Below are 22,447 nucleotides of genomic sequence, written 5' to 3'. Positions count from 1 at the left end.
GGATATTGTTTAAATTATGCGATTAGATAAATTTCTCGCTCATCACTTAGGCGCTAGCCGCACTATTGTAACCAAAGAACTCAAAGCTAAAAAAGTCACCGTCGATGGCGAAATAGTAAAATCAGGCGCTTACCAGTTATTACCCGAGCAAGTGGTTGAGTATGATGGTTATGAAATCATACCCGTAACCAATAATCGTTACTTTATGCTTAATAAACCTCAAGGTTATGTCTGTTCGACTGATGATCCTGACCACCCTACTATACTTTATTTTATTGATGAACCGATGCCTGAAAAATTGCATGCAGCAGGTAGACTTGATCTTGATACTACAGGACTTGTTCTACTTACTGATGATGGTAAGTGGTCACACCGTATTACATCACCCAAACATCATTGCGAAAAAGTCTATATCGTCACAGTTGAACAGCCATTATGTATTGAACTGATTGATATATTTAAAAATGGTATCCAATTAAAAAATGAGAAATCACTTACCAAACCAGCGAAATTAAATATTATTGATGACTTTCACGCTGAATTAACTATTAGTGAAGGACGATATCATCAAGTTAAACGCATGTTTGCAGCAGTCAATAACCATGTTGTTGAATTGCATCGCAAACAAATAGGTAAGGTAATTCTTGATATACCTGAAGGTGAATATCGACCACTTTCACAAGATGAAATCGACTCGTTTAATTGACACATATAATTTACATTAATCTTAATAGCAACTTTCCATTTAGATAAATGAATATTTTTTAAATAATTTTATCTCATTTATATGACATTTTTTAGGTGCATTTTAAAAAATTTGAAGGAAGTATGACGTGCCAACTCAAGATTGTTTAAGTGATATTAAAATTTCCAAACAAGCGCTTATTTTTATCCTTGGATTACTTTCTATGTTGATGCCTTTATCCATAGATATGTATTTACCTAGTATGCCAACGATTGCACGCGACTTTAATGTAACCGATGGCACGGTACAGCTAACAATTAGTTGCTATTTATTAGGATTTTCTGTTGGACAACTTTTATTTGGACCACTCACAGATAGTTATGGGCGTCGTAATGTTCTCATTTTGGGTCTAATTATTTTTATAGTTGCGGCGTTAAGCTGTGGTATTGCCAACAATATTAATCAATTAATTACAGCTCGCTTTTTCCATGGCATTGCGGCAGCGGCTACAGCAATAGTCATTAATGCGTTAATGAAAGATATTTATCGTGATCGTGACGAATTTTCTAAAATGATGTCATTTGTCATGCTGATATCCAACGTAGCACCATTACTCGCACCAATTATTGGTGGATTTATTTTATATTGGTTTAATTGGCAAGCCAATTTCTACACTATTAGCCTAATTGCTTTGACTTGCTTTGGTCTAGTGATCGCATTTATTCCTGAAACACTTACAAAAACAAAACGCAATAAATTTAGTTTAATTCGTATTTTAAGTAATTTTATTACACTGTTCAGGCATCGCCAAGTATTAACTTATATGATGTTAGGTGCATTTTCTGGAGCTGGATTATTTTCATTTTTAAGCTTAGGACCTTTTGTATATATGAATCTACACGGTGTTGCATCAACTAATTTTGGCTACTACTTTGCATTCAATATAATAGTTATGGTGTTTATGAATACATTAAATAGCCGTTTTGTTAAACATGTTGGCTCGATTAAAATGATGCAGTTCGGTCTTTTGGTCCAATTTGTTATGGCAATAGGCCTTACCATCGTAACATTATTTAATCTCGGATTTGCCTATCTTGTTATTTGCATTGCAGGATATATTGGTTGTATGTCAACCATTGGTGGAAATAGTATGGCAATTGTTTTAGACTTTTATCCCTATATTGCAGGTACAGCCTCATCTCTTGCCGGTACAATTCGTTTTGCAATCGCTGGGGCAATAGGCATATTATTATCATTATTGGTATCAACTCCAACTGCACAATCCATAACGGTCAATAATACAACAGAGTGGCTAATGGTTGGCTCTATGGTGTTATGTAATTTTATTTCTGTGAGCTTATTTTTGAGTGTCAAAAATAATAAAAGGTAATAATTATGATCTATCAACTAGGTGATTTACATCCACAAATTCATCAAAATTGTTTTATCGCAAAATCTGCTGATATCATTGGTGATGTCGTTTTACAAGAGGGTGTTTCTATTTGGTTCAACGCTGTTTTACGCGGTGATATTGCTCCCATACATATTGGTAAAAATAGCAATGTGCAAGATAACACTACCATCCATATTGAAACAGATATCCCTTGCATTATTGGAGAGAATGTCACTATTGGGCATAATGTTATCTTACATAGTTGCACCATTGAAGATAATGTATTAATTGGTATGGGTAGTACTATATTAAACAATGCCAAAATTGCAAAAAATTGTCTTGTTGGCGCCAACTCGCTAGTAACACACACCATACCTTATGAAGAAGGTTGTTTAATTATGGGATCACCCGCAAAAATTATCCGCAAATTAACTAAAGCTGAAATTACAGCAAATATCACTAATGCACAACGATATGTACAAAATGGTATAAGATTTAAAACTAGCCTACTTCCTGTTGCATAATAACCCAACAATAAATTGCGTTTTAAACAGTATTGGCTCTGTGAGCAAGCACAATTTATGATAAAATGCCAGCTATTTTAATAGCAATAGTTTTTAGGTACTTGTTTGAAAAAGCCCAAAATTACAAAAAAACAGATCATCACTCAATTGATTCTACTAACAATAATAGGTTTATCTGTTTGTTTATTTCTATCGCAGTTCAGTTACGATCCATCCGATCCAGGTTGGTCTCGTACAGCTTGGCACTATCCTATTAGTAATTTTGGTGGTTATGTTGGTGCATACATCTGTGACGTTCTGTTTCAATTTTTAGGCTTTATTGCTTATAGCCTACCTTTTATCGCTATTTTTATTTGTTTACAGTCAATCGTTTATTTTTATAAACATGCTAATGATCCTATAAACTACTTTAGTCTTTCATTTCGGATTATTGGTGTGTTAGCATTTATATTTAGTGCTACAGGATTTTTTACTTTAAATATTGCTGATTCTGAACAATTTGAAGCAGGCGGTTATTTAGGTGCGATAGTCATCGAAAGCCTTTTACCAATTATAGATAGCATTACTTTATCCTTAATTCTTCTTGGAACTTGCTTGGCCTGTGTCACATTATTAACTGGATTATCATGGTTAAATCTAATTGAAAAATTAGGTGCTTTTGTCATGATTTTACTACTACCGATCAGATGGTTAATTAAGCCTCGCACAGCCAATAAACTTAAACAACCAGATCCACAAAATGAAAAAACAATAGCGCAGACTGATGAGGAAATAAGAGATCCTCAATTTACAATACCTTTTGATACAAAACTAGATAAAAAATCAGATGATGATACCAATATCATTCCAACATCAAATACTATCTCTAGTGTTGAAACAACTCAAAATCAGACTGCAAATACCATCATATCGGCTGACGATAAAACAATCTCAATAAAAACAACCGATGAATTAATCAAATCATCCCACAAAGATACTCAAGTACCGCAGTCAACAACAGCGCCCCTAACAAGTGATAATCCACCAAATAAAGAGCTCGATCCTAACGAGATTTTATCTCGCCTTGAATCAATTATTCAAAACATGAATGGAAACAAAGCTACTCCAGAGCAAGAGCAAACCTTGTCTTCATCAATAGAACAAATAAAACAGGTAATACAAACACAAAAATCAGAAGAAAAACTACCATTCGATGAACCAGAAAAATACACAATTTCAGATGCACCAAGTAAACCACTGTTTACATCAGTACACAACGAACCCAAAATTAATTTTACTAATGAACAAACACCGTTTGAATCATCCATCAACCTTTCAGCTATAGAAACAACTGAAACCAAACAACCATTTATTCAAGAACCACAGGTTATTACAAGTACAAAAGACACTGCATCTATAGAAGATACACAAAACATAACAGATACAAAGACTGAAACTGAAATAAAAGAAGTGAAAGCAGACGTAGAGCAACTAGAATATGTTGACACTGAAGCTCTAAAAAAAGCAAATCCAATTATTGACGATATCTATCCTGAAGAAGATCGTGTTGAAGATATTCAACATAATCATTTCAATGAAAATGACGAAGATAGCTTAATTCATCCGTTATTAAGACGTAATGATAAACCGTTACCTAAACCGACTACGCCACTACCGTCACTGAACTTATTAACTGCGCCACCAACAGCTCGAATCGAAGTCGATCATGGTGCCTTAAACGCAATGTCGGAACTGATTGAAAAAAGTTTATCGGATTATCGAGTGAAGGCAAAAGTGGTTGATTATTTACCGGGACCTGTGATTACTCGATTTGAAATTGAACTTGCACCAGGTATCAAAGCGGCACGAATTTCAACGCTAGATCGTGACTTAGCACGATCATTATCAATGCCATCGGTTCGTGTAGTTGAAGTTATTCCGGGAAAACCTTATGTAGGTATTGAATTGCCCAATAAAAATCGTCAAACAGTCTATTTTAGAGAAGTCTTAGACAGCCCTCAATTTAAAGATGCTCAATCGCCGTTAACTGTCGTATTAGGGAAAGATATCGCTGGGCAATCAGTGGTTGCTGATCTTGCTAAAATGCCTCATTTACTTGTTGCTGGTACTACTGGCTCGGGTAAATCAGTTGGTGTTAATGCGATGATTTTAAGCATTTTATATAAATCGCAACCTGAAGATGTCAGGTTTATTATGATTGATCCCAAAATGCTAGAGTTATCTATTTATGAAGGAATACCACATTTATTAACACAAGTGGTTACTGATATGAAAGATGCCGCTAATGCATTAAATTGGTGTGTTAACGAAATGGAACGACGCTATCGTCTAATGTCAGCATTAGGTGTGCGTAATATTGCTGGTTATAACGAAAAAATAAAACTAGCAGAACAAATGGGCAGACCAATTCCCGATCCACTTTGGAAACCAACTGATAGTATGGATCTTAATATGCCGACACTCGAAAAATTACCCTATATTGTGGTTATGGTCGATGAGTTTGCTGATTTGATTATGGCTGTCGGTAAAAAAGTCGAAGAACTAATTGCACGGCTTGCTCAAAAAGCGCGAGCAGCAGGTATTCATCTAGTTTTAGCCACACAACGTCCATCGGTGGATGTAATTACAGGCTTAATCAAAGCGAATATACCAACTCGTATCGCTTTTACAGTATCAAGCAAAATTGATTCTCGCACTATTTTAGATCAAATGGGAGCAGAATCATTACTTGGTATGGGGGATATGCTTTATTTAGCCCCTAATAGCTCCATTCCAATTCGTGTTCACGGTGCATTTGTGCGTGATGAAGAAGTGCACGCCGTTGTGCAAGATTGGAAAGCACGTGGCACACCAAAATACGTTGAAAATGTCACAGTTGCGACCGATGATAGCGAAAATGGCAATTCCAACTCTTCAGATGAAGAACTCGATCCATTATTTGACCAAGTTGTTGCTTTTGTCATAGAAACACGAAGAGCTTCTATCTCTAGCGTACAACGAAAATTTAGAATTGGCTACAACCGAGCAGCCCGAATTGTCGAACAAATGGAAGTAGAAGGCATTATTAGCGCACCAAGCCATAATGGAAATCGGGAAGTACTAGCTGTATCAACACATAACGATTATTAGTTTTATCACACACCAATCCATTTAAAAGAGTGGCTTGGTGTTTACATCATAGCATCATGCAAATTAATTAAATCGAATCCCTATAGGTAACCAATAGTAATGAGTGATTATTCTCAGCAAGTAGCATTATTAGAATTACAACTCAATAATGACCCTAACCGATGTTTACCTGCGCAATTAGCAACTAAAGCATTAATCAAAGAAATTTGCTTATCACCAAAACCCGGATTAGTTGATATGAATAATAGTGGAGCACATCGTGATATGGATTTCCAAACCTTTATTCAAAGTATTAGTGCTATTTGTGTCTGGTTTGAACGTTTCTACCAATATGGTAAAACATCAGCTTTGCATAAAAATCAACTTTTTTTAGCTGGCATTAGACCAATTGGTATTAATTGCGAACAAGCGATGTTTAAAGCCACCAATCAAGTTAATACTCATAAAGGCGGGATATTTGCCTTTGGTTTGCTGCTCGGCGCTATTGGCAAGTTAGAGCAATTAAACTTACCAATCAATATACAAAGCATTTGTAACGAAGTTTCATCCATTTGCCAAGGCATTGTTCAAAGCGAGCTAAAACAAAATAATCTAACAAATTCTGTTGGTGAAAAGCTATTTAAACTCCATAACCTTACAGGAGCAAGAGGAGAAGCAGAATCAGGTTATGTAACAGTTAGAAATATCTCACTGCCTATCTTTCAACAAATGCAAAAGAACGGCTATGATGAAGAAACTTGCTTATTACAAGCGATGTTACATTTACTTGCTTTTAATCAAGACACTAATGTAGTTTCACGAGGTGGACTTGATGGCTTGGCTTTTGTGCAAGAACAAGCGAAAAAACTCATCAAACAAGGTGGCGTAATCAATCCAAAAGTACGAGAAAATTTATATCATCTTGATAGTGAATTAATAAAACGTAATTTAAGCCCTGGCGGATCAGCGGATTTAATTGCGATTACTTGGTTTTTGTCTCAATATAATGGATAAAACAAGACAATAAAAAGATAAGATTTATTGATATAAAAAGTAATTAAAAATAACAGAATTTAATATTTAACACTATTCTCCAATTAATTTTGGGGCTTTAATATCGGCCCCAATTAATATAACCAAAGATGAGTAATAATTATTGATTAATAAAATAACTCACCTTATGTGCTTCAGTCGGTAATGGAACTTCCCATTTATTTAATAACCGCTGAATTGCTTTATTTGGCAACGTAGTATCTCGTGCTGAATTACGGCGATACAACTCTTTTTCTGGTTGTTCAAGATAGACAATTTCCACATTCGCATGATAAGCATAAAGTAAATCGAGTGCTTTTTGACGCATCTCTTGCGATAAGTGGGTCGCATTCCAAATAAAAGGTTGTTTTGTTCTTAACCACTGTTTAACCTTTGCTAACACAAACTGAATAACCAGCCCTTCGTTTTCACCGTGCTTTAGTTTTAGCTCAGATCTAGCATCATCATAAGAAGCAACATCCCATGTTGGATAATGTTTACTCACCCAACTATTTTTACCCGATGCAGGTAAACCAGCTAGCATAATCACCTTAGATCCTTCTTGAGGATATAATGCATAATCGGGTAATACATTACTACCTCGAAAATATTGGATACGAGTATAATCATCAACAAATTGGCGAGGTTGATATAAACACCCTTCTTCAAGTGCCAATTGCCTAAAGAGTTCAACTTCATCAAGCGCTCGGCGTTTATCAGCACAAATACGACCTTCCATATCTGCTTTAGCTTGCAAACACAACATCCAAATAGGCAATTGCCACGATAAGCGGTGAATTAAATATTCGGGTGATTTATTTCTTACACCATCACTTAAAGCAAAAAAAGGCACTTGATGTACACTAATAATTCGGCAGATTTGTTCCCGCAAATCAAATGGCACCCCCATTCGCCATAGTAATATACGACTACGGATCTCGCCTTTTTTGGAATGCCGTGGTTGTGTAATTTTACCTGTCAACTCATCTATAACGGTGGTTTCTGGCTTAGCGATATCATGTAATAAAGCAGTCATAAATAATACAAACTGCTCATCTTCTGTTGCGTTGGTAAACTCTTCTTGCGTTAATAATGCACGCACAACCATTTGCGTATGAACCCAAACGTTCCCCTCTCCATGATGCGAGGGATCTTGTGGCGTTATTATCAAACTATTCAATTCAGGAATACAGGTTAACCATGGGCTAAAATCATCTGTTGCCAACGTACTTGCTATTTGTTGTTTTAGTACTTGGTAATTCATAATTTACCCCCGTTTAGGCATCCATTATTCCAATTCACTGTTAATTGAGGTGTATATAACTCAACACCTTGAGCCAATTGGTTTGGAATAAAAGGCTGTTCACTATGATGTTGCCCTGCATCTAAAATCGCCTGAACAAAATCCTGCCTAACCCATTTTAATCGATCAATGGTTTGTTCTTCCGATTCGATTTTAAGATATAACCCTTCCATCAAGTCAGAGTTATCGCATTGTTGCCAAGCTTTGCTTAAGTCTAGCTTTTCACGCATCACGATTTGTTCAAAGCAAGTACGCCAATTAGCGGTTTTAGCCAAAGATGGTTTGACTAACGCCAATAAATCGCTCAATTTAGAAGGTGCAATCCCTGCAAATAACACAGGTACCGATAAAACAGGACCACCAGCTAATAATTGATGTCGCTTTAGGGTAGATAAAAAACAGTTTTGTTGTCTATCCCAAATATCAAACTCACAAAAATAGTGCGGTAAAGCATCATAAAAAATAGCATGTTTTTTGTGTAACCATTCACCATAAAGGATATAGCGATCTTCTAAACGCTCAAGTAACCAATATTCATGCACGCAAGCCCAATGCTTTAAAAGGTTGAATTGGCGTTCTCGTGAACCACCTATTAAGTAATGTCCTCGAGATTGAAGCAACAGCTCACCACTAGCTGAAAAACTGATAGCACAGTTTGCACCGTCAAGTTTTTCTTCAATAACAATATATTGACCAGCTAATTGCTTATAAGGACGTTGTCCATGTTCACTATCACCAAACTGTAGGCGTGAGCTTTCTAGGTGCGGTGTTCGTGGATATTTAATTAATTCTAAATTTTGAATATAAGATTCCATTGTCATAATGTTTTCTCCAAAAAATAAGGGAAAACCGACAAGGCAAAAATCTATAGATTGAATTGCAACGAAAGGGCTTAGATAATACTAAGCAAAAGACAATATGATAGAAGATACCAAGTCGGCATTAAGATAAAGTGTTAACTACAGGCATTTTGCCACCTCGCTATAATAAAAAATTCAGGTTAAAAAAACGGCGCTATTATCAACAGTTGCTCATGCTTTGTCAAGTTTTATTATAATAAATAATTGGTTAGGGTAATAACTAATTATAAATTAATTGTTTTTATAAAAACACAAACAAAATCAATACTCTAATCAACTATTTTTGCAACACCCCTTTACCAGTTCAGGGCTCATTCTAATGCTAGATTAATGACTATATTCACCTTTAAGTGTGGTGAAAAATTGGAATGTTTTTCTATAAAACAGCTTAGATATTCAATTGATTTTATTAGTTTTTATTGGTTATTTTTTAATAAAATTAATTACTTATAGTCCGTTTTTGGGGATTTTGTATTTAAGTAAAGTCTATGTGGATTAGGTTAAGTTTCGGACGTTTTAACCTTTGGGAAAATAAATAACGCTAGAGTCAACATCCGAAACATTACCGAACAAATTACATTTAAAACTTACCCTTTTAATGCCAACCATGCCTATACTTAATCGGTCGGGAGCATTTTTTGACTTTCAGTCATTAATGCAGTCATACCTGCTCAGCGTCCAACTGAGCGGGGGCTGGATTCTTTGTTAGATTACCTCTATTTGTACCAAAATCGCCCCTTCGCCCTAAGGATTAAGTAATAAAAGCTAAAAACTAAGGTGTGGTGCAAACAGCATAATAGCCGAAGGTGGCACCCATGTTATTGCTATTGATATAGCCAGTGTCGGAGTAGACATAAAACTGACTGTTAGATATGGCATCACTCATCCAGTAACCATAGTGGGAGTGGGTGCTGTAGGCGAAGTCCGCATCAGCATAATGAGACATGTAGCCCCACTCCGTGAAAAATCCAGCTCCAATTCGACGCTGGTAACCATTCCAAACTGAAGGCGGTGTGGCGCCAGAAATAGGAACACTAGCTGTTCTGACTGCATTGGTTAAATCTCTTACCTGCGAAAGACGATACCCCAAACGACTACACCATGTTGTTTGAACAGAAACTGTATCGTATTTACTTCCTCGGTTAACAAACCACTGCTTTAACTTAAATCCATACCTCACCACTACATTATTACTACGATCCCTCCCCACTAACTCAAAGGTCTTCGGTAACCTTGGCTTAGCTATTTGATTAGGTTTAGGATTGTTCCATTGATTTATTGCCTCTGGACCTGTTAGCTTAACACGAGCTACGGCTTTTCCCTTATCCCAATTAGGAATCCACCTATCATTAGGCACAACATTGGTCACTGTTGCAGTGATTCCCTCATGCGTGACAGGTGCCCATGTCAATTCATTTATATCTACTCCAGTTATGAGTAAATCAAAATATAAATTATGCGCACCTGTAGTTGGGAAATTTAAATCGTAAGATGATGAACTTGTAGATTGAGTTAGAAAACCTTTAGTAGTACTCCATATGCTAGATGGGCCAGCGAATTTAGGATTGTCGTTAGAATCGATACCAGTCGTACCACCATATAGCAAATTCGGCCTGACCGAACAAATAACTGGTTGTGGCGGCGGAGTGATATAATACACCGCAGTACCTTCACTGAAAGTACTACTTTTGGGCACGCCATACTGCGTTGCTAAACTACCTCCCGTACTACTTAATGTTATCTTATAAGGTGCCTTACAAATATCTAAAGCATCACGACGACTAACGGTATTACCATTTTTATCCATAAATGATACCGATATATTCCCCATTGCCGTTACCTGATTATCACCATCATCATCGCCCCATTTACCTTGTGTCACCAAATCATTTAAGCTCACTGAATCAGCTGGCTGGACTATCATATCGATATTAGCCAAAGTATCCCCTATGTTAGGTAACTCGATTGGAACTGTCGATGATGAAGGATTATTTTGCGGTGTGAATGTTCGTCCATTTGATAATTTAATAGTTAATAAGTCATCTGTTTTAGTCACTTTAGTAACACCGCCATCAAAAGTTAAATAAGGCGCAGTACCGTGAATGCGCTCAGAAGTCGTTGCCGACAAAGCCTGCGATTCTATGGAGTATGGCAATAACAACAATAGCGCTAATACCAATGGAACTTTTGAAAATAATTTTATGGATAATTTCGAAGATATAAATGAGTTTCGTGCAAAAACTCGTCGAATAGGGTTATTAGATAAATTTAAGACGTAGGTTAGCCAGTGCTTGTGCCTTGTGCCTTGTGCCAAAAATGATACTGCATTACGTTCCTCGTGTCAAGTAATATTTTGTTTTATTTGAATTTTTGTAATTATTCGCTTATTTTCCTATAGCAATAAGAGTATAGCCGTTTAAAAAATAGTTGGCTAGTTTTTTGGCGGACTTTTTTGTAAAGAAATGTAAAGATGAAAACGATTGGCTTTAGAGATAGGTGAATTTTATAATTAAAATAGGGTATTATCTTTAGGACTTTTTGACTTTTACGGAATGATTAATATTGCTGATAACATCTAAAACACAAACACGCCCAACAGCCCAGTTTGACGTGCTAGCTTTATTTCGTTATCGGTATATTTTGATGCTGTGATAAGGCAAGCATATTAGCATTGTGGTGCTATAAGTGTGTTTTTTGCTCTAAAATTGTTCAGGTAGACTATTGATTTTATTGAAGTTTTTATTTTCATTTCTAAATGAAATCAAACACTTATAGGGTGGTTATTTTTTTATTACATTGAATTTGGCTTTTTAATAAAAGCGCTTTTGTTATTTGATGATAGCTATTTTATAATAACTTGTTAATAACAGCCAGTTAAAAACAAAAGCGCAAGCTTTTAAGTCGTATCGGTCGGGGTGCTATTTTGATTTTCTGCCATTAAAGCGCTAGGCTCGCAGGCTTTGCCTGCTCAGCGCCCCAACTTACGCGGGGGCTTTATTCTTTGTTATATTATCCTCTCAAGCACCGTAACCCCCTTCCGCGACCTAAGGATTAAGAACTAAACGCTAAAAACTAAGGTGCGGTGCAAAGGCCAGGGCGGCCGAGGGGGTCGCTGGCACTGAGGTTGTAGACGTAGCCGAAGCGCGAGTCAACAGCGAACTGGTTGCTACCTGCTGCTGCGTCGCTCGTCCAGGAGTCGGCGAAGGCGTCCGCATTAGGGTAGTTGTAGTCGGGCATGCAGCCCCACTCCGTGAAAAAGCCAGCGCCTATTTGACGTTGGTATACCCAATTTCCTGACGATGGCTTGGCGCCATCTACGCCATTTATACATGGGAAATTACCACGTACACCACACTTCGCATTGGTTAAATCCCTTACCCGTGGCATTCGATAACCCAAACTATTACACCATGTGGTTTGATTAGAATGGTTAGTGAATTGACCACCCCGACTGACGAACCACTGTCTCAACACAAATCCATATTTTACTACCTCAACGCCATATATATCTCTACCCACTAACTCAAACGTCTGCGGTAACTGTGGCTTAGCTATTCGGCTAGGATTCGGATTACCCCATTGATTTTTTGCCTCTGGACCTATTAGCTTAACACGGGCGACAACTTGTCCCTTATCTTCATCAGGAATCCAGTAATCATTAGGTACAACATTTGTCACTGTTGCAGTAATTCCCTCATGCGTGACTGGTTCCCATGTCAATTCTTCTATATCTCCACTTATGAGTAAATCAAAATATAAATTATGCGCACCCGTGGTCGGGAAATTTAAATTGTATGATTCAGAATTGATTGATTGAACTAAGAAGCCCTTATCAGGATTCCATATGTCAGCTGGACCTGCGTATTCGTCATTACCCAAATATAGAGTCGGCCTTACATAATTGATAACTGGCGACGGTATTACTATTGCATCACTACGATTACCTGCTCGAGCTTTTTTACCATTCAATGCCTGTAAATTCGATGAAGATGACAATAATAACAATGCTAATACTAGCAAAGCTGTTTTAGGTGATTTGAGCGATAATTTCGAAGATATAAATAAGTTTTGTGTAAAAACTCGTCGAATAGGATTATTTGATAAATTTAAGACATAGGTTTGCCAGTGCTTGTGCCTTGTGCCTTGTGCCTAAAATGGTACTGCATTTCGTTTCACCTGTCAAGTAATATTTTGTTTTATTTAAATTTTTATGTTTATTCGCTTATTTAATAAGCTCATTTTTCTAAAACGATGAAAGTATAGCCGTTTAAGGGATGATTGACTAGTTTTTTAGCGGACTTTTTTATAAAGAAATGTAAAGATGAAAACGATTGGCTTTAGAGATAGGTGAATTTTATAATTAAAATAGGGTGTTATGTTTCCGTCATTTTGAGATTTGGTGAAATTATTAATATCTACACCTACATTCCAGCTCACCCTATTTAGTGGAATAACCTCGCTTAGCTATTGGCACATTTAAACCCCATGGTAAAGCGAGTATATTAATCTTGTGGTATTGTTAGATTTTTTGCTCTAAAAACGTTCAGGTAGAGCATTGATTTTATTGAAGTTTTTTTATTTCGTTTTTTTTAATTAAATCAGACAGTTATAGAGGACAGTGGTATTGTTTGAAGTAGTGGTTTTAAATATTTTTCCCTTTTGGGGAAATGAGTAGTATCGGTGGTAACATCCGATCCAAACATCCTTGTTTGGCGTACTACCTTACTCAGTTGCTGCGTATTCTAACGCCAAAATAAGGTAGATATAGGTATTTGGTTGTTATAGAAGCTGTTTTTTCCTTTGTTACTAGTACCAATAACTAAAAAAAACTCAAATAGGTATGTTTTCAAAGCTAGTATTTTATCTGAAACAGATAAAATACTATTTCCCTAAACGTTTATATAGCCTTTCTGGTCGTCCAATTTTTCCATGATTAAGTTCGACTGTTAATAATTTGATTTGTACACAATATTCTAAATATCGCCTAGCGGTCGTTTTGCTAATATTGGCTTTTTCGACTATTTCGTCAACAGTGAGTGCTTTATCGGTTTGCATAAATAAGTCTTTGACTTTTTGTAGCGTGATTTCTTCAATCCCTTTGGAGTGGCGGTTCATATCAACAAAATCTTTAGTTTGCAAATTGAAAAGTTCGTCTATTTTTCGTTGATTGACATGTTTTTGTAGGCTTTGTCGGTATAAAAATAGTTCAAAACGCTCAAGCGAGTGCTTTAGCCTTTGGTAAGATACGGGCTTTATTAAGTAGTCAAAAGCGCCATAACGAATCGCTTTACTACAAGTATCCATATCACTTGCGGCTGTAATAAAAATAACATAGCAATCTAGATGATTGTTGATGATGTATTCAAATAATTCTATTCCTTTGCCGTCAGGTAAATAATTATCGAGTAATATTAAGGTCGGTTTTAGTTTTTCTACCATTATTTTAGCTTCTTCTAGTGTTGAAGCTATTCCAATTACTTTAACCTTTGTGTCTTTTTGAATAAACTCTGCATTTAGTTCTGCTAAAATTGGCTCATCTTCAACAATAAGCACTTTGATATTATCTTCTTGAAATTGATTCATATAATTGCCTTTTTATTATTTAGGTATAAATACAGAAAAAATTGTTCCATAAGGGGTATTATCTTCAAATGTAATATAACCATTGGCCTTTTTTATATAGGTCGAAACAAGGTGTAAACCAATACCGTGTTCTTTACCTTCTTGCGATGTGACGCCAGGTTCGAAAATTGAATCGCGAATATTTTCATCAATGCCACAGCCTTGATCAGTTACCTCTAATACAACTTCATTTGTTGCGTCGCTTAGATAGAGATAAATGGTTTTATCACCACGATCATTTTTTAAGCTAGCATTAAAAGCATTATCAAGCAAATTTCCTAAAATTGACATAAATTCTATTTCGGTGATAAGTGAAGGTAATGCATTTAATTGGCATGCTGGATCAAATACTAGATTTAAGCCAATTTCGTGTGCTTTTGAATATTTGCCAATTAATAAACCACATATAGCCGGCACATTAAAATGTTTGGTAATAAAGTCTAAATTACTTTGGTTATCGGCAGAATGCAATGCAATAAATGATTGTGCTTCATCATACCGTTTCATATATATTAAACCTGATAGCGTTGCTAACCAGTTAAGATGTTCATGCCTTAATGCGCGTAAATTATCGACATATTGTGTTACTTGCGTTAATTGCATACTTAATACATTAATATCATCAAAATTACGAAAAGTAATTACCCAGCCTTGAATTTTATCATCAATAACCACTCGAACTCGGCTGGCAATAACAATCATGTTATTGAAATAGCATATATGATCGTGTATGTCTTCAGTTTGATTTTCTTTTTTGTAGATAAAGTCACTTGAGGTGATAAATTCGCTTAAATCATGTTTATGTAACTCGTCATCATTTATCTTAATATCTAACATTGTGCGAGCAGATTGATTAATATTGATAATTTTATAATTAAGATCAATGGCGATAACACCTTCAAAAATCGATTCCATGATCGACTTTTGGCTTTTTACCAGTAGTGCGATTGCTTTAGGCTCTAAATTGAACATCTGTTTTTTAATTGCTTTTGAAAAACAGTATGAAAAGATAAATAATGCTAAGAATAACAAGGAACAAAAAATGATAAACGGTATAAACTGTTTTATATGCAATGCATAAATACCATCAATCATATAACCGACCGAGACTATACCAATAATCTTACCGTTTTCAATAATTGGAGCTTTCCCCCTTAATGCTAGACCAAGAGAACCCTCACTAATAGTGATGCTACTATTACCGTTAAGAACCTCTTGATTATCCCCTCCTACCATGGGGGAATGTAAAGGGCTATTAGCTGTATGAAATAAACGGTTAGCATTAGCATCGCCAATAACAATATAGCTTGCATCACTTTGTTTAAATATATCTGTGATTAAATTAGCTATTTTATTTGTGTCTTTATCTTTGACATATTCAATTAAACTTGGTAAAACAGATAACTCTTTTGCTTGAATTTGCGCTTTTTCGCCCAAACTTCGATACAAATTTGTTTCAGTTGTGTTCCAAATATAGCTTTGTAATAGCGCAAGAACAATCAACGAAAAAAACAAAAGCGATAAAAAAAGTTTTGTGGTAAATGATAAGTGGATTTTCCTTCGCATTTTTGTATTTTCTTTTCAAATTAAGTTCAAATAAGTGTATCACAGCATAAAAAAACATATATCCTTTAAAACCATAAAAACCACAGTTAATTTATGATTTATATCACAAAAATTTCATTAATTTTTTGTAAATATACCCGCCAATAATTTTGAATAAATCAACTTATTTTGGAGAAAAAAATTAATGGTGAATTTTAACTCATCTGAGAAAAACATTAATGGAAAAGAATCAACGGGTAAGACTGTTACAGAAAATCTAACAGGTTGGCCATATAATTGGTGGCGTCTGATGGATAACTACAAAATTGGTGTTATCCCACTTCCATTATTTATTATCGCAGGTATTCTTATTTTTGCTGAAGTGTTAGTAACAGGTAAATTACCTAGCGAAATCGTTGTAATGGTAGTTACTTGTGCTTTTTTTGGTTTTCTATGTGGCGAAATTGGTAAACGTTTGCCGATCGTTGGAAAAATGGGAGCTGCCGCAATTTGTGCAACCTTTATTCCTTCTGCATTAGTTTATTATGGTATTCTTCCTGAACCAGTCGTTGTTGCAACAAAAAAATTCTATAAAGATACACATATTCTTTATTTATATATCTGTTGTATCATCGTGGGTAGTATTATGAATATGGATAAGAAAACACTTATCCAAGGATTCTTAAAAATCTTCGGCCCAATGGTATGTGGTGAAATCGTTGGTATGCTTGTTGGTGTCGGCGTTGGTTATTTACTTGGTTTAACACCATTTGAAACATTTTTCTTCTTAGTATTACCTATTATGGCTGGTGGTGTTGGTGAAGGTGCAATTCCACTTTCAATCGGGTACGCTTCAATCTTAGGTATGGAACAAGGTGATGCGCTTGGTCGTGTTTTACCAATCGTAATGTTAGGTGGTTTAACTGGTATTATTTGTGGTGGTATTTTAAATCGTATTGGTAAAGCTTATCCGCACTTAACTGGTAACGGTCGACTATTACCAGCAGATGATGAAGTTGCTGATAAAAAAGCAGCTAAAACTGAATCGATTATTGATGTAACTACATTCGCTTCAGGTGTATTATTAGCAGCTATTCTTTATATGGTTGGTATGATTGGTCACAAAGTGACTGGTATTCCAGCACCAGTAGGAATGCTATTTGCAGCAGTTTTTGTTAAATTAGTATCTGGTGTTTCACCTAAAGTATTAAGTGGGTCACAAGTTGTTTATAAATTTTTCCAAACGTCTGTTACTTACCCAATTTTATTTGCGGTGGGTGTTGCTATCACTCCTTGGGAAAAAATTGTAGATGCATTCACAATCACAAACCTAATTGTTATTGTTTGTACAGTTGTTAGTTTGGTTACTACTGGTTTCTTTGTTGCTAAAAAACTTGGTATGTATCCTGTTGATGCTGCTGTTATTTCTTGTTGTCAAAGTGGTCAAGGCGGAACTGGTGACGTGGCAATCTTAACTGCTGCAGAACGTATGGAACTTATGCCGTTTGCACAAATTGCAACTCGTATTGGTGGTGCAATTAATGTATCAGTATCATTACTTATTCTCGGCAATTTCTTAGTATAGATTTTACATATTAAATAACAACCTTGGTTTATACTAAGGTTGTTCATTTTTATTTAATATTTACAATTAACAAAATAGCTTTTAAGGAGTTTTCATGAAGCTTGTCAGTTATCTTGTCTCTGGTAGAGCAAGTTTTGGTCTTCTTACTCACAACGGTATTGTTGATTTAAAGCAAAAATTAGGTGATAAATATGCCGATTTAAAATCACTACTTGCCGATAAAGAAGGACTATCTATTGCCAAAACCTACCTTAATGCCCCAAGTGACATTGATGAACAAGACATTACTTATTTACCCGTTATTCCAAATCCAAATAAAATCTTGTGTGTTGGTATGAACTATGCCGAAAAACGAGCAGAATTTAATGAAACCAGCTCAGCACCAACGCTTTTTGTTCGTTTCCCTGATTCTCAAACAGGTCATAAAACCAACATTATTAAACCAGCTATTACTAATGAGTTGGATTATGAAGGAGAATTAGCTATTATTATAGGTAAAGCTGGTTTTCGCATTAAGCAAGAAGATGCGTTATCATATGTAGCTGGCTATAGCTGTTATATGGATGGTTCTATTCGCGACTGGCAATATACTTGGTTTACCGCAGGTAAAAACTGGCCTAGCACTGGTGCTTTCGGTCCATGTATTACAACAAGCGATGAAATTCCTGATCCAAAAGTATTATCTTTAACTACTTATTTAAATGGCGAGCAAATGCAACATGATTCAGTTAAAAATCTTGTGCATACTGTGCCTGAATTAATTTCTTATATTAGTACTTTTACACGTTTATCTCCAGGTGATGTTATTCTTACTGGATCACCAGGTGGAGTTGGTAAAAAACGTAATCCTCCAGTATTTATGAAAGATGGCGATACAATTGAAGTCGAAATTACAGGAATTGGTCGACTAACTAATTATGTAGTAGCTGAATAGAGGTAAATTTATGTACGATTTAGTTGATTATGCCGTTGTTGATATTTCTAAAGCAGAACAAGATTATAAAGAAGTTAAACAGTTGCTATCTCGCTCTGATCTTGATCTGGATTCACAAGTTACTGTTTTTATGGTAGCTAAAATCAATGAACAAATTATTGCTTGTGCAGGTATTGATCGCAATATTATTAAATGTGTTGCTATTGATCCTAATTATCGTGGCAATCAACTAAATCTAACCTTGATGGATCATGCAATAAAATATGCCAATGAAAACGGCTATTTTCATCTTTTTCTATATACAAAACCCGAAAATATAGATTTTTTTAAGGGATGTGGGTTTTATCCTATTGTTGAAATAACAGATCTTGTTGTCCTAATGGAAAACAATCCAGTTGGAATAAGGCAATATTGTAAACAACTAAGCACGCAACAAAAAGAAGGGAGCAAAATTGGTAGCATTGTTATGAATGCTAATCCTTTCACTAAAGGCCATCAATATCTTATTCAATATGCTGCAAGTCAATGTGATTGGTTGCATGTTTTTGTTGTCAATGAAAATGCATCGCTATTTTCATTTGATACACGTTTGAAGTTAGTTAAAGATGGTACTAAACAGATACAAAATGTGACGGTACATGCAAGTTCTCCTTATATTATTTCAAGAGCAACATTTCCAACTTATTTTCTAAAAGATAAGACAAAAATCGATCAGGCCTATATGGGTATCGATCTGCTTATATTCCGAAATTATATTGCTCCAGCGCTTAATATTAACTATCGATTTGTTGGAACTGAACCCTATGACGAAGTAACGAAGGCTTATAATGAAGCGATGTCTTATTGGCTTGAAGATAAAGCAGTTAGTAATCACTCCGCAATTACCTTTGTTGAAGTTCAACGAATAACCGAAGGTGATACTATTGTATCAGCTTCATTAGTAAGAAAATTATTGGCATCAGGGCAATATGAAGAGGTAAAAAAACTAGTTCCATCTACTACATGGGATTACCTTTCAGCTAATTTGGATAAATTTAAAATTTAATACGTTTTAAAAGGTAAAAAAATGAAAATACAAAAAGAAGCCATGGCGGGAACTCTTGAATCTAGCGATTTGTTAGTCAAAGTCATGCCAAACACGGGAATTGAAATTGTTATTAATAGTGATGTTAATAAACAATTTGGCGATCAAATCCGTGCGGTTGTTAATCAAACTTTAAATGAGCTTAATGTAACCGACGGTTTAATCATTATTGATGATAAAGGTGCACTTGATTGCGCTATTAAAGCTAGAGTTCAATGTGCAGTTTTACGTGGCGCAGAAGAAGAAAACTTAGATTGGAGTAAATTACTATGAAAAAATTACGTCGAAGTATGCTGTTTCTTCCAGGTGCAAACGCCGCTATGTTATCAACTTCGTTTGTTTATAAGCCTGATTCAATCATGTTCGATCTTGAAGATGCCGTTTCAATTAAGGAAAAAGATTCAGCGCGTTTATTAGTTGCACAAACTTTACTTCTTCCTGTTTATAAAGAGCACGGAATTGAAACAGTAGTACGAATCAATGCGCTTGATACTCCATTTGGTCTAAAAGACCTTGAAGCAGTTGTAAGAGCGGGTGTTGATGTAGTACGTTTACCAATGACTAACTGTGCTGAAGATATTCATGAGTTAGAAGCCCATGTTGAAAGAATCGAAAAAGAGTGTGGGCGTGAAGTTGGTAGCACTAAATTAATGGCTGCAATCGAATCTGCTCAAGGTGTTGTTAATGCCGTTTCTATCGCTAAATCTTCTCCACGTTTAATCGGTATTGCGCTAGCTGCATTTGACTATCTTGTTGATATGCAAACTGAACGTGGCGATGGTACAGAATTATTCTATGCTCGCTGTGCAGTATTGCATGCAGCACGTGTGGCTAAAATTGATGCTTTTGACGTTGTTTACTCTAATGTTAATGATGATGAAGGTTTCTTGAAAGAAGTCAGCTTAATCAAAAAATTAGGTTACAACGGTAAATCGCTCATTAATCCTAGACAAATTGACCTGCTCCACAATGCTTATGCTCCAACAGCAGCTGAAGTTGAACATGCTCAAAAAGTAGTTGAAGCAGCAGAAGAAGGAGAAAGAAAAGGCCTTGGCGTTATTTCTCTAAATGGCAAAATGATTGATGCACCGATTATTGCTCGAGCTAGAAAAGTTATCGAGTTGGCTAAGTATTCTGGTGTACGTAAAGAAATTTGATAGGATTGAAAAATGACTACTTCTATAAACAAAAAAATTGATGATTTGCTTAAACAGCACCCTGATCTCAAGAATATTAAGCCTTTTGTTGATGCTAACGCAACAACTCCATATTTAAAAGATGAGTCTAAATACACGCGTAAATTGTGTGATTCTATTGAGCAAGCAATTAAAAAATGTGAATTGCGTGATGGAATGACTATCTCTTTTCACCATGCATTTCGTGAAGGCGATAAGGTTATCAACAAAGTTGTTGAGACTATCAGTAATTTAGGCATTAAAAATTTGACGCTAGCTTCAAGTTCTTTATTAAGCTGTAACTCAGCGTTAATTCCTCATATCGAATCTGGTGTAATTACTAAAATTTATACCTCTGGTTTACGTGGTAAATTAGCCGATGCGATTTCTCACGGTTTAATGGATAACCCAGTCCATATCCATTCTCATGGTGGGCGTGTAAAACTGATCCAAAGTGGTGAAATTAACATTGATATCGCATTTTTAGCTGTATCAACCGCTGATGAACAAGGTAACGCTAATGGTGTATCAGGAAAATCACAATGTGGTGCTCTAGGTTATGCTATGGTTGATGCGCAATTTGCTAAAAAAGTTGTACTATTAACTGAGGATATTGTTGGATATCCTAACCATCCAGCAAGTATTCGCCAAGATCAAGTTGATTATATTGTTAAAGTTGATGAAGTGGGTGACCCAACTAAAATTAGTGTGGGCGCAGCGCGTATAACTAGCAATCCACGCGAACTGATGATCGCTCGTTATGCAGCTGATGTTATTGAACACTCTGGTTATTTTAAAGATGGTTTTTCAATCCAAACTGGTTCTGGTGCATCGTCAACTGCAGCAACTCGTTTCCTTGAAAATCGCATGCGTGCGAAAAATATCACTGCATCATTTGCTTTAGGTGGTATTACAGCAAGTATTGTTGATCTTCACGAAAAAGGATTAGTTAAACGTTTATTAGATACTCAAAGTTTTGACGGCACTGCGGGGCAATCTTTAGGTAAAAATAAAGATCATATCGAAGTTTCAACTAATGTTTATGCAAATCCTGCCTCAAAAGGTGCAAGTGTTGATGAGCTTGATATTGTTATTTTAAGTGCGTTAGAAATCGACCTTGATTACAATGTTAATGTATTAACTGGTTCTGACGGTGTAATGCGCGGTGCTTCTGGTGGTCACTGTGATACAGCTGCTGGTGCAAACTTAACAATTGTTGTTGCGCCACTCATTCGTAGCCGTATTCCAACAGTAATTAAAAAGGTAACAACATTAGTTACTCCTGGTGAGAGCGTTGATGTGCTAGTCACTGACCATGGTATTGCTGTTAACCCTAATCGTCCAGAAATTGCTGAACGTTTAAAAGCAGCTAATTTACCAATTATGAGCATTGAAGAGCTTTATCAACGTGCTGTGTCTTTAACTGGTGAACCAAAACCAATCGAATTTAATGATAAAATCGTTGGTATCGTACATTTCCGTGATGGCTCTGTTATTGATGTCGTACGCCAAGTTAAAGATTAATTTTAATCTTTATTAATATAGTAATAGCCTGACATGTAAAAGTGTCATGCTATTACTTTTCTATTTGATGAAA

At 35.7% G+C, this 22,447-nt stretch carries 16 protein-coding genes and 1 pseudogene; 11 read left to right on the top strand and 6 right to left on the bottom strand.

Annotated elements, in window-relative coordinates:
* Positions 1-16: 16 nt before the first annotated feature.
* The 5 genes from rsuA (at position 17) to citG (ending at position 6,724) form a co-directional block, all read left to right on the top strand.
* Entirely contained in the window at positions 17-706 is a 690-nt protein-coding gene (rsuA, locus tag ACGH6S_RS04965) for a 16S rRNA pseudouridine(516) synthase RsuA (RefSeq protein ID WP_411578388.1), read from the top strand.
* Positions 707-833: 127 nt separating this feature from the next.
* Positions 834-2,075 carry a Bcr/CflA family multidrug efflux MFS transporter gene (locus ACGH6S_RS04960; protein ID WP_065589432.1) on the top strand — a complete coding sequence of 414 codons (1,242 nt, stop codon included), beginning with the start codon at positions 834-836 and terminating at the stop codon, positions 2,073-2,075.
* A 5-nt stretch (positions 2,076-2,080) separates the two neighbouring features.
* Positions 2,081-2,602, top strand: a complete 522-nt coding sequence (locus ACGH6S_RS04955; protein WP_034911455.1) for a gamma carbonic anhydrase family protein — start codon at positions 2,081-2,083, stop codon at positions 2,600-2,602.
* Positions 2,603-2,707: 105 nt separating this feature from the next.
* Positions 2,708-5,731, top strand: a complete 3,024-nt coding sequence (locus ACGH6S_RS04950; protein WP_411578387.1) for a DNA translocase FtsK 4TM domain-containing protein — start codon at positions 2,708-2,710, stop codon at positions 5,729-5,731.
* A gap of 99 nt (positions 5,732-5,830) precedes the next feature.
* Positions 5,831-6,724: a triphosphoribosyl-dephospho-CoA synthase CitG gene (citG, locus tag ACGH6S_RS04945; protein ID WP_411578386.1), complete on the top strand. Its 894-nt coding sequence runs from the start codon at positions 5,831-5,833 to the stop codon at positions 6,722-6,724.
* Between the two features lie 139 nt (positions 6,725-6,863).
* Here the strand turns inward: citG and ACGH6S_RS04940 are convergent, their stop codons facing one another.
* The 6 genes from ACGH6S_RS04940 to ACGH6S_RS04915 form a co-directional block, all read right to left on the bottom strand.
* Complete coding sequence (locus ACGH6S_RS04940; protein WP_411578385.1) at positions 6,864-8,006, bottom strand: AAA family ATPase; 1,143 nt, start codon at positions 8,004-8,006, stop codon at positions 6,864-6,866.
* Positions 8,003-8,866 carry an RNA ligase family protein gene (locus tag ACGH6S_RS04935; protein WP_296302534.1) on the bottom strand — a complete coding sequence of 288 codons (864 nt, stop codon included), beginning with the start codon at positions 8,864-8,866 and terminating at the stop codon, positions 8,003-8,005. The genes ACGH6S_RS04940 and ACGH6S_RS04935 overlap by 4 nt, the downstream gene beginning before the upstream one ends.
* An 811-nt stretch (positions 8,867-9,677) precedes the next feature.
* Positions 9,678-11,219, bottom strand: a complete 1,542-nt coding sequence (locus ACGH6S_RS04930; protein ID WP_411579486.1) for a hypothetical protein — start codon at positions 11,217-11,219, stop codon at positions 9,678-9,680.
* Between the two features lie 758 nt (positions 11,220-11,977).
* The gene (locus ACGH6S_RS04925) at positions 11,978-12,901 is read right to left on the bottom strand and encodes a hypothetical protein (protein ID WP_411578383.1); all 924 of its coding nucleotides are present in this window, start codon (positions 12,899-12,901) and stop codon (positions 11,978-11,980) included.
* Between the two features lie 885 nt (positions 12,902-13,786).
* The gene (locus ACGH6S_RS04920) at positions 13,787-14,488 is read right to left on the bottom strand and encodes a response regulator (protein ID WP_034914423.1); all 702 of its coding nucleotides are present in this window, start codon (positions 14,486-14,488) and stop codon (positions 13,787-13,789) included.
* A gap of 15 nt (positions 14,489-14,503) precedes the next feature.
* Positions 14,504-16,093, bottom strand: a complete 1,590-nt coding sequence (locus ACGH6S_RS04915; RefSeq protein ID WP_174798669.1) for a sensor histidine kinase — start codon at positions 16,091-16,093, stop codon at positions 14,504-14,506.
* A gap of 277 nt (positions 16,094-16,370) precedes the next feature.
* Between ACGH6S_RS04915 and ACGH6S_RS04910 the strand changes: the two are divergent.
* From ACGH6S_RS04910 to citF, 6 genes and pseudogenes are all read left to right on the top strand, one after another.
* Positions 16,371-17,657: pseudogene (locus ACGH6S_RS04910) on the top strand (2-hydroxycarboxylate transporter family protein); the annotation flags it as partial.
* A gap of 94 nt (positions 17,658-17,751) precedes the next feature.
* Positions 17,752-18,591: a fumarylacetoacetate hydrolase family protein gene (locus ACGH6S_RS04905; protein WP_065589426.1), complete on the top strand. Its 840-nt coding sequence runs from the start codon at positions 17,752-17,754 to the stop codon at positions 18,589-18,591.
* A 10-nt stretch (positions 18,592-18,601) separates the two neighbouring features.
* Positions 18,602-19,636, top strand: a complete 1,035-nt coding sequence (gene citC / locus ACGH6S_RS04900; protein ID WP_065589425.1) for a [citrate (pro-3S)-lyase] ligase — start codon at positions 18,602-18,604, stop codon at positions 19,634-19,636.
* A 21-nt stretch (positions 19,637-19,657) separates the two neighbouring features.
* Positions 19,658-19,948, top strand: coding sequence for a citrate lyase acyl carrier protein (gene citD / locus ACGH6S_RS04895; protein WP_065589424.1), 291 nt, complete (start codon positions 19,658-19,660; stop codon positions 19,946-19,948).
* Positions 19,945-20,832, top strand: a complete 888-nt coding sequence (gene citE / locus ACGH6S_RS04890) for a citrate (pro-3S)-lyase subunit beta (protein WP_034914409.1) — start codon at positions 19,945-19,947, stop codon at positions 20,830-20,832. Before citD ends, citE begins: the two co-directional genes overlap by 4 nt.
* A gap of 12 nt (positions 20,833-20,844) precedes the next feature.
* Positions 20,845-22,374 (top strand): citrate lyase subunit alpha, encoded by a 1,530-nt coding sequence (citF, locus tag ACGH6S_RS04885; protein WP_065605690.1) that lies wholly within the window; start codon positions 20,845-20,847, stop codon positions 22,372-22,374.
* Positions 22,375-22,447: the final 73 nt, after the last annotated feature.

Source organism: Gilliamella sp. BG3 (assembly GCF_046635605.1).
Classification (GTDB): Bacteria; Pseudomonadota; Gammaproteobacteria; order Enterobacterales; family Orbaceae; genus Gilliamella; species Gilliamella bombi.
Note: the sequence above shows the minus strand (reverse complement) of the source record. Positions and strands in the feature narration are given on the sequence as shown.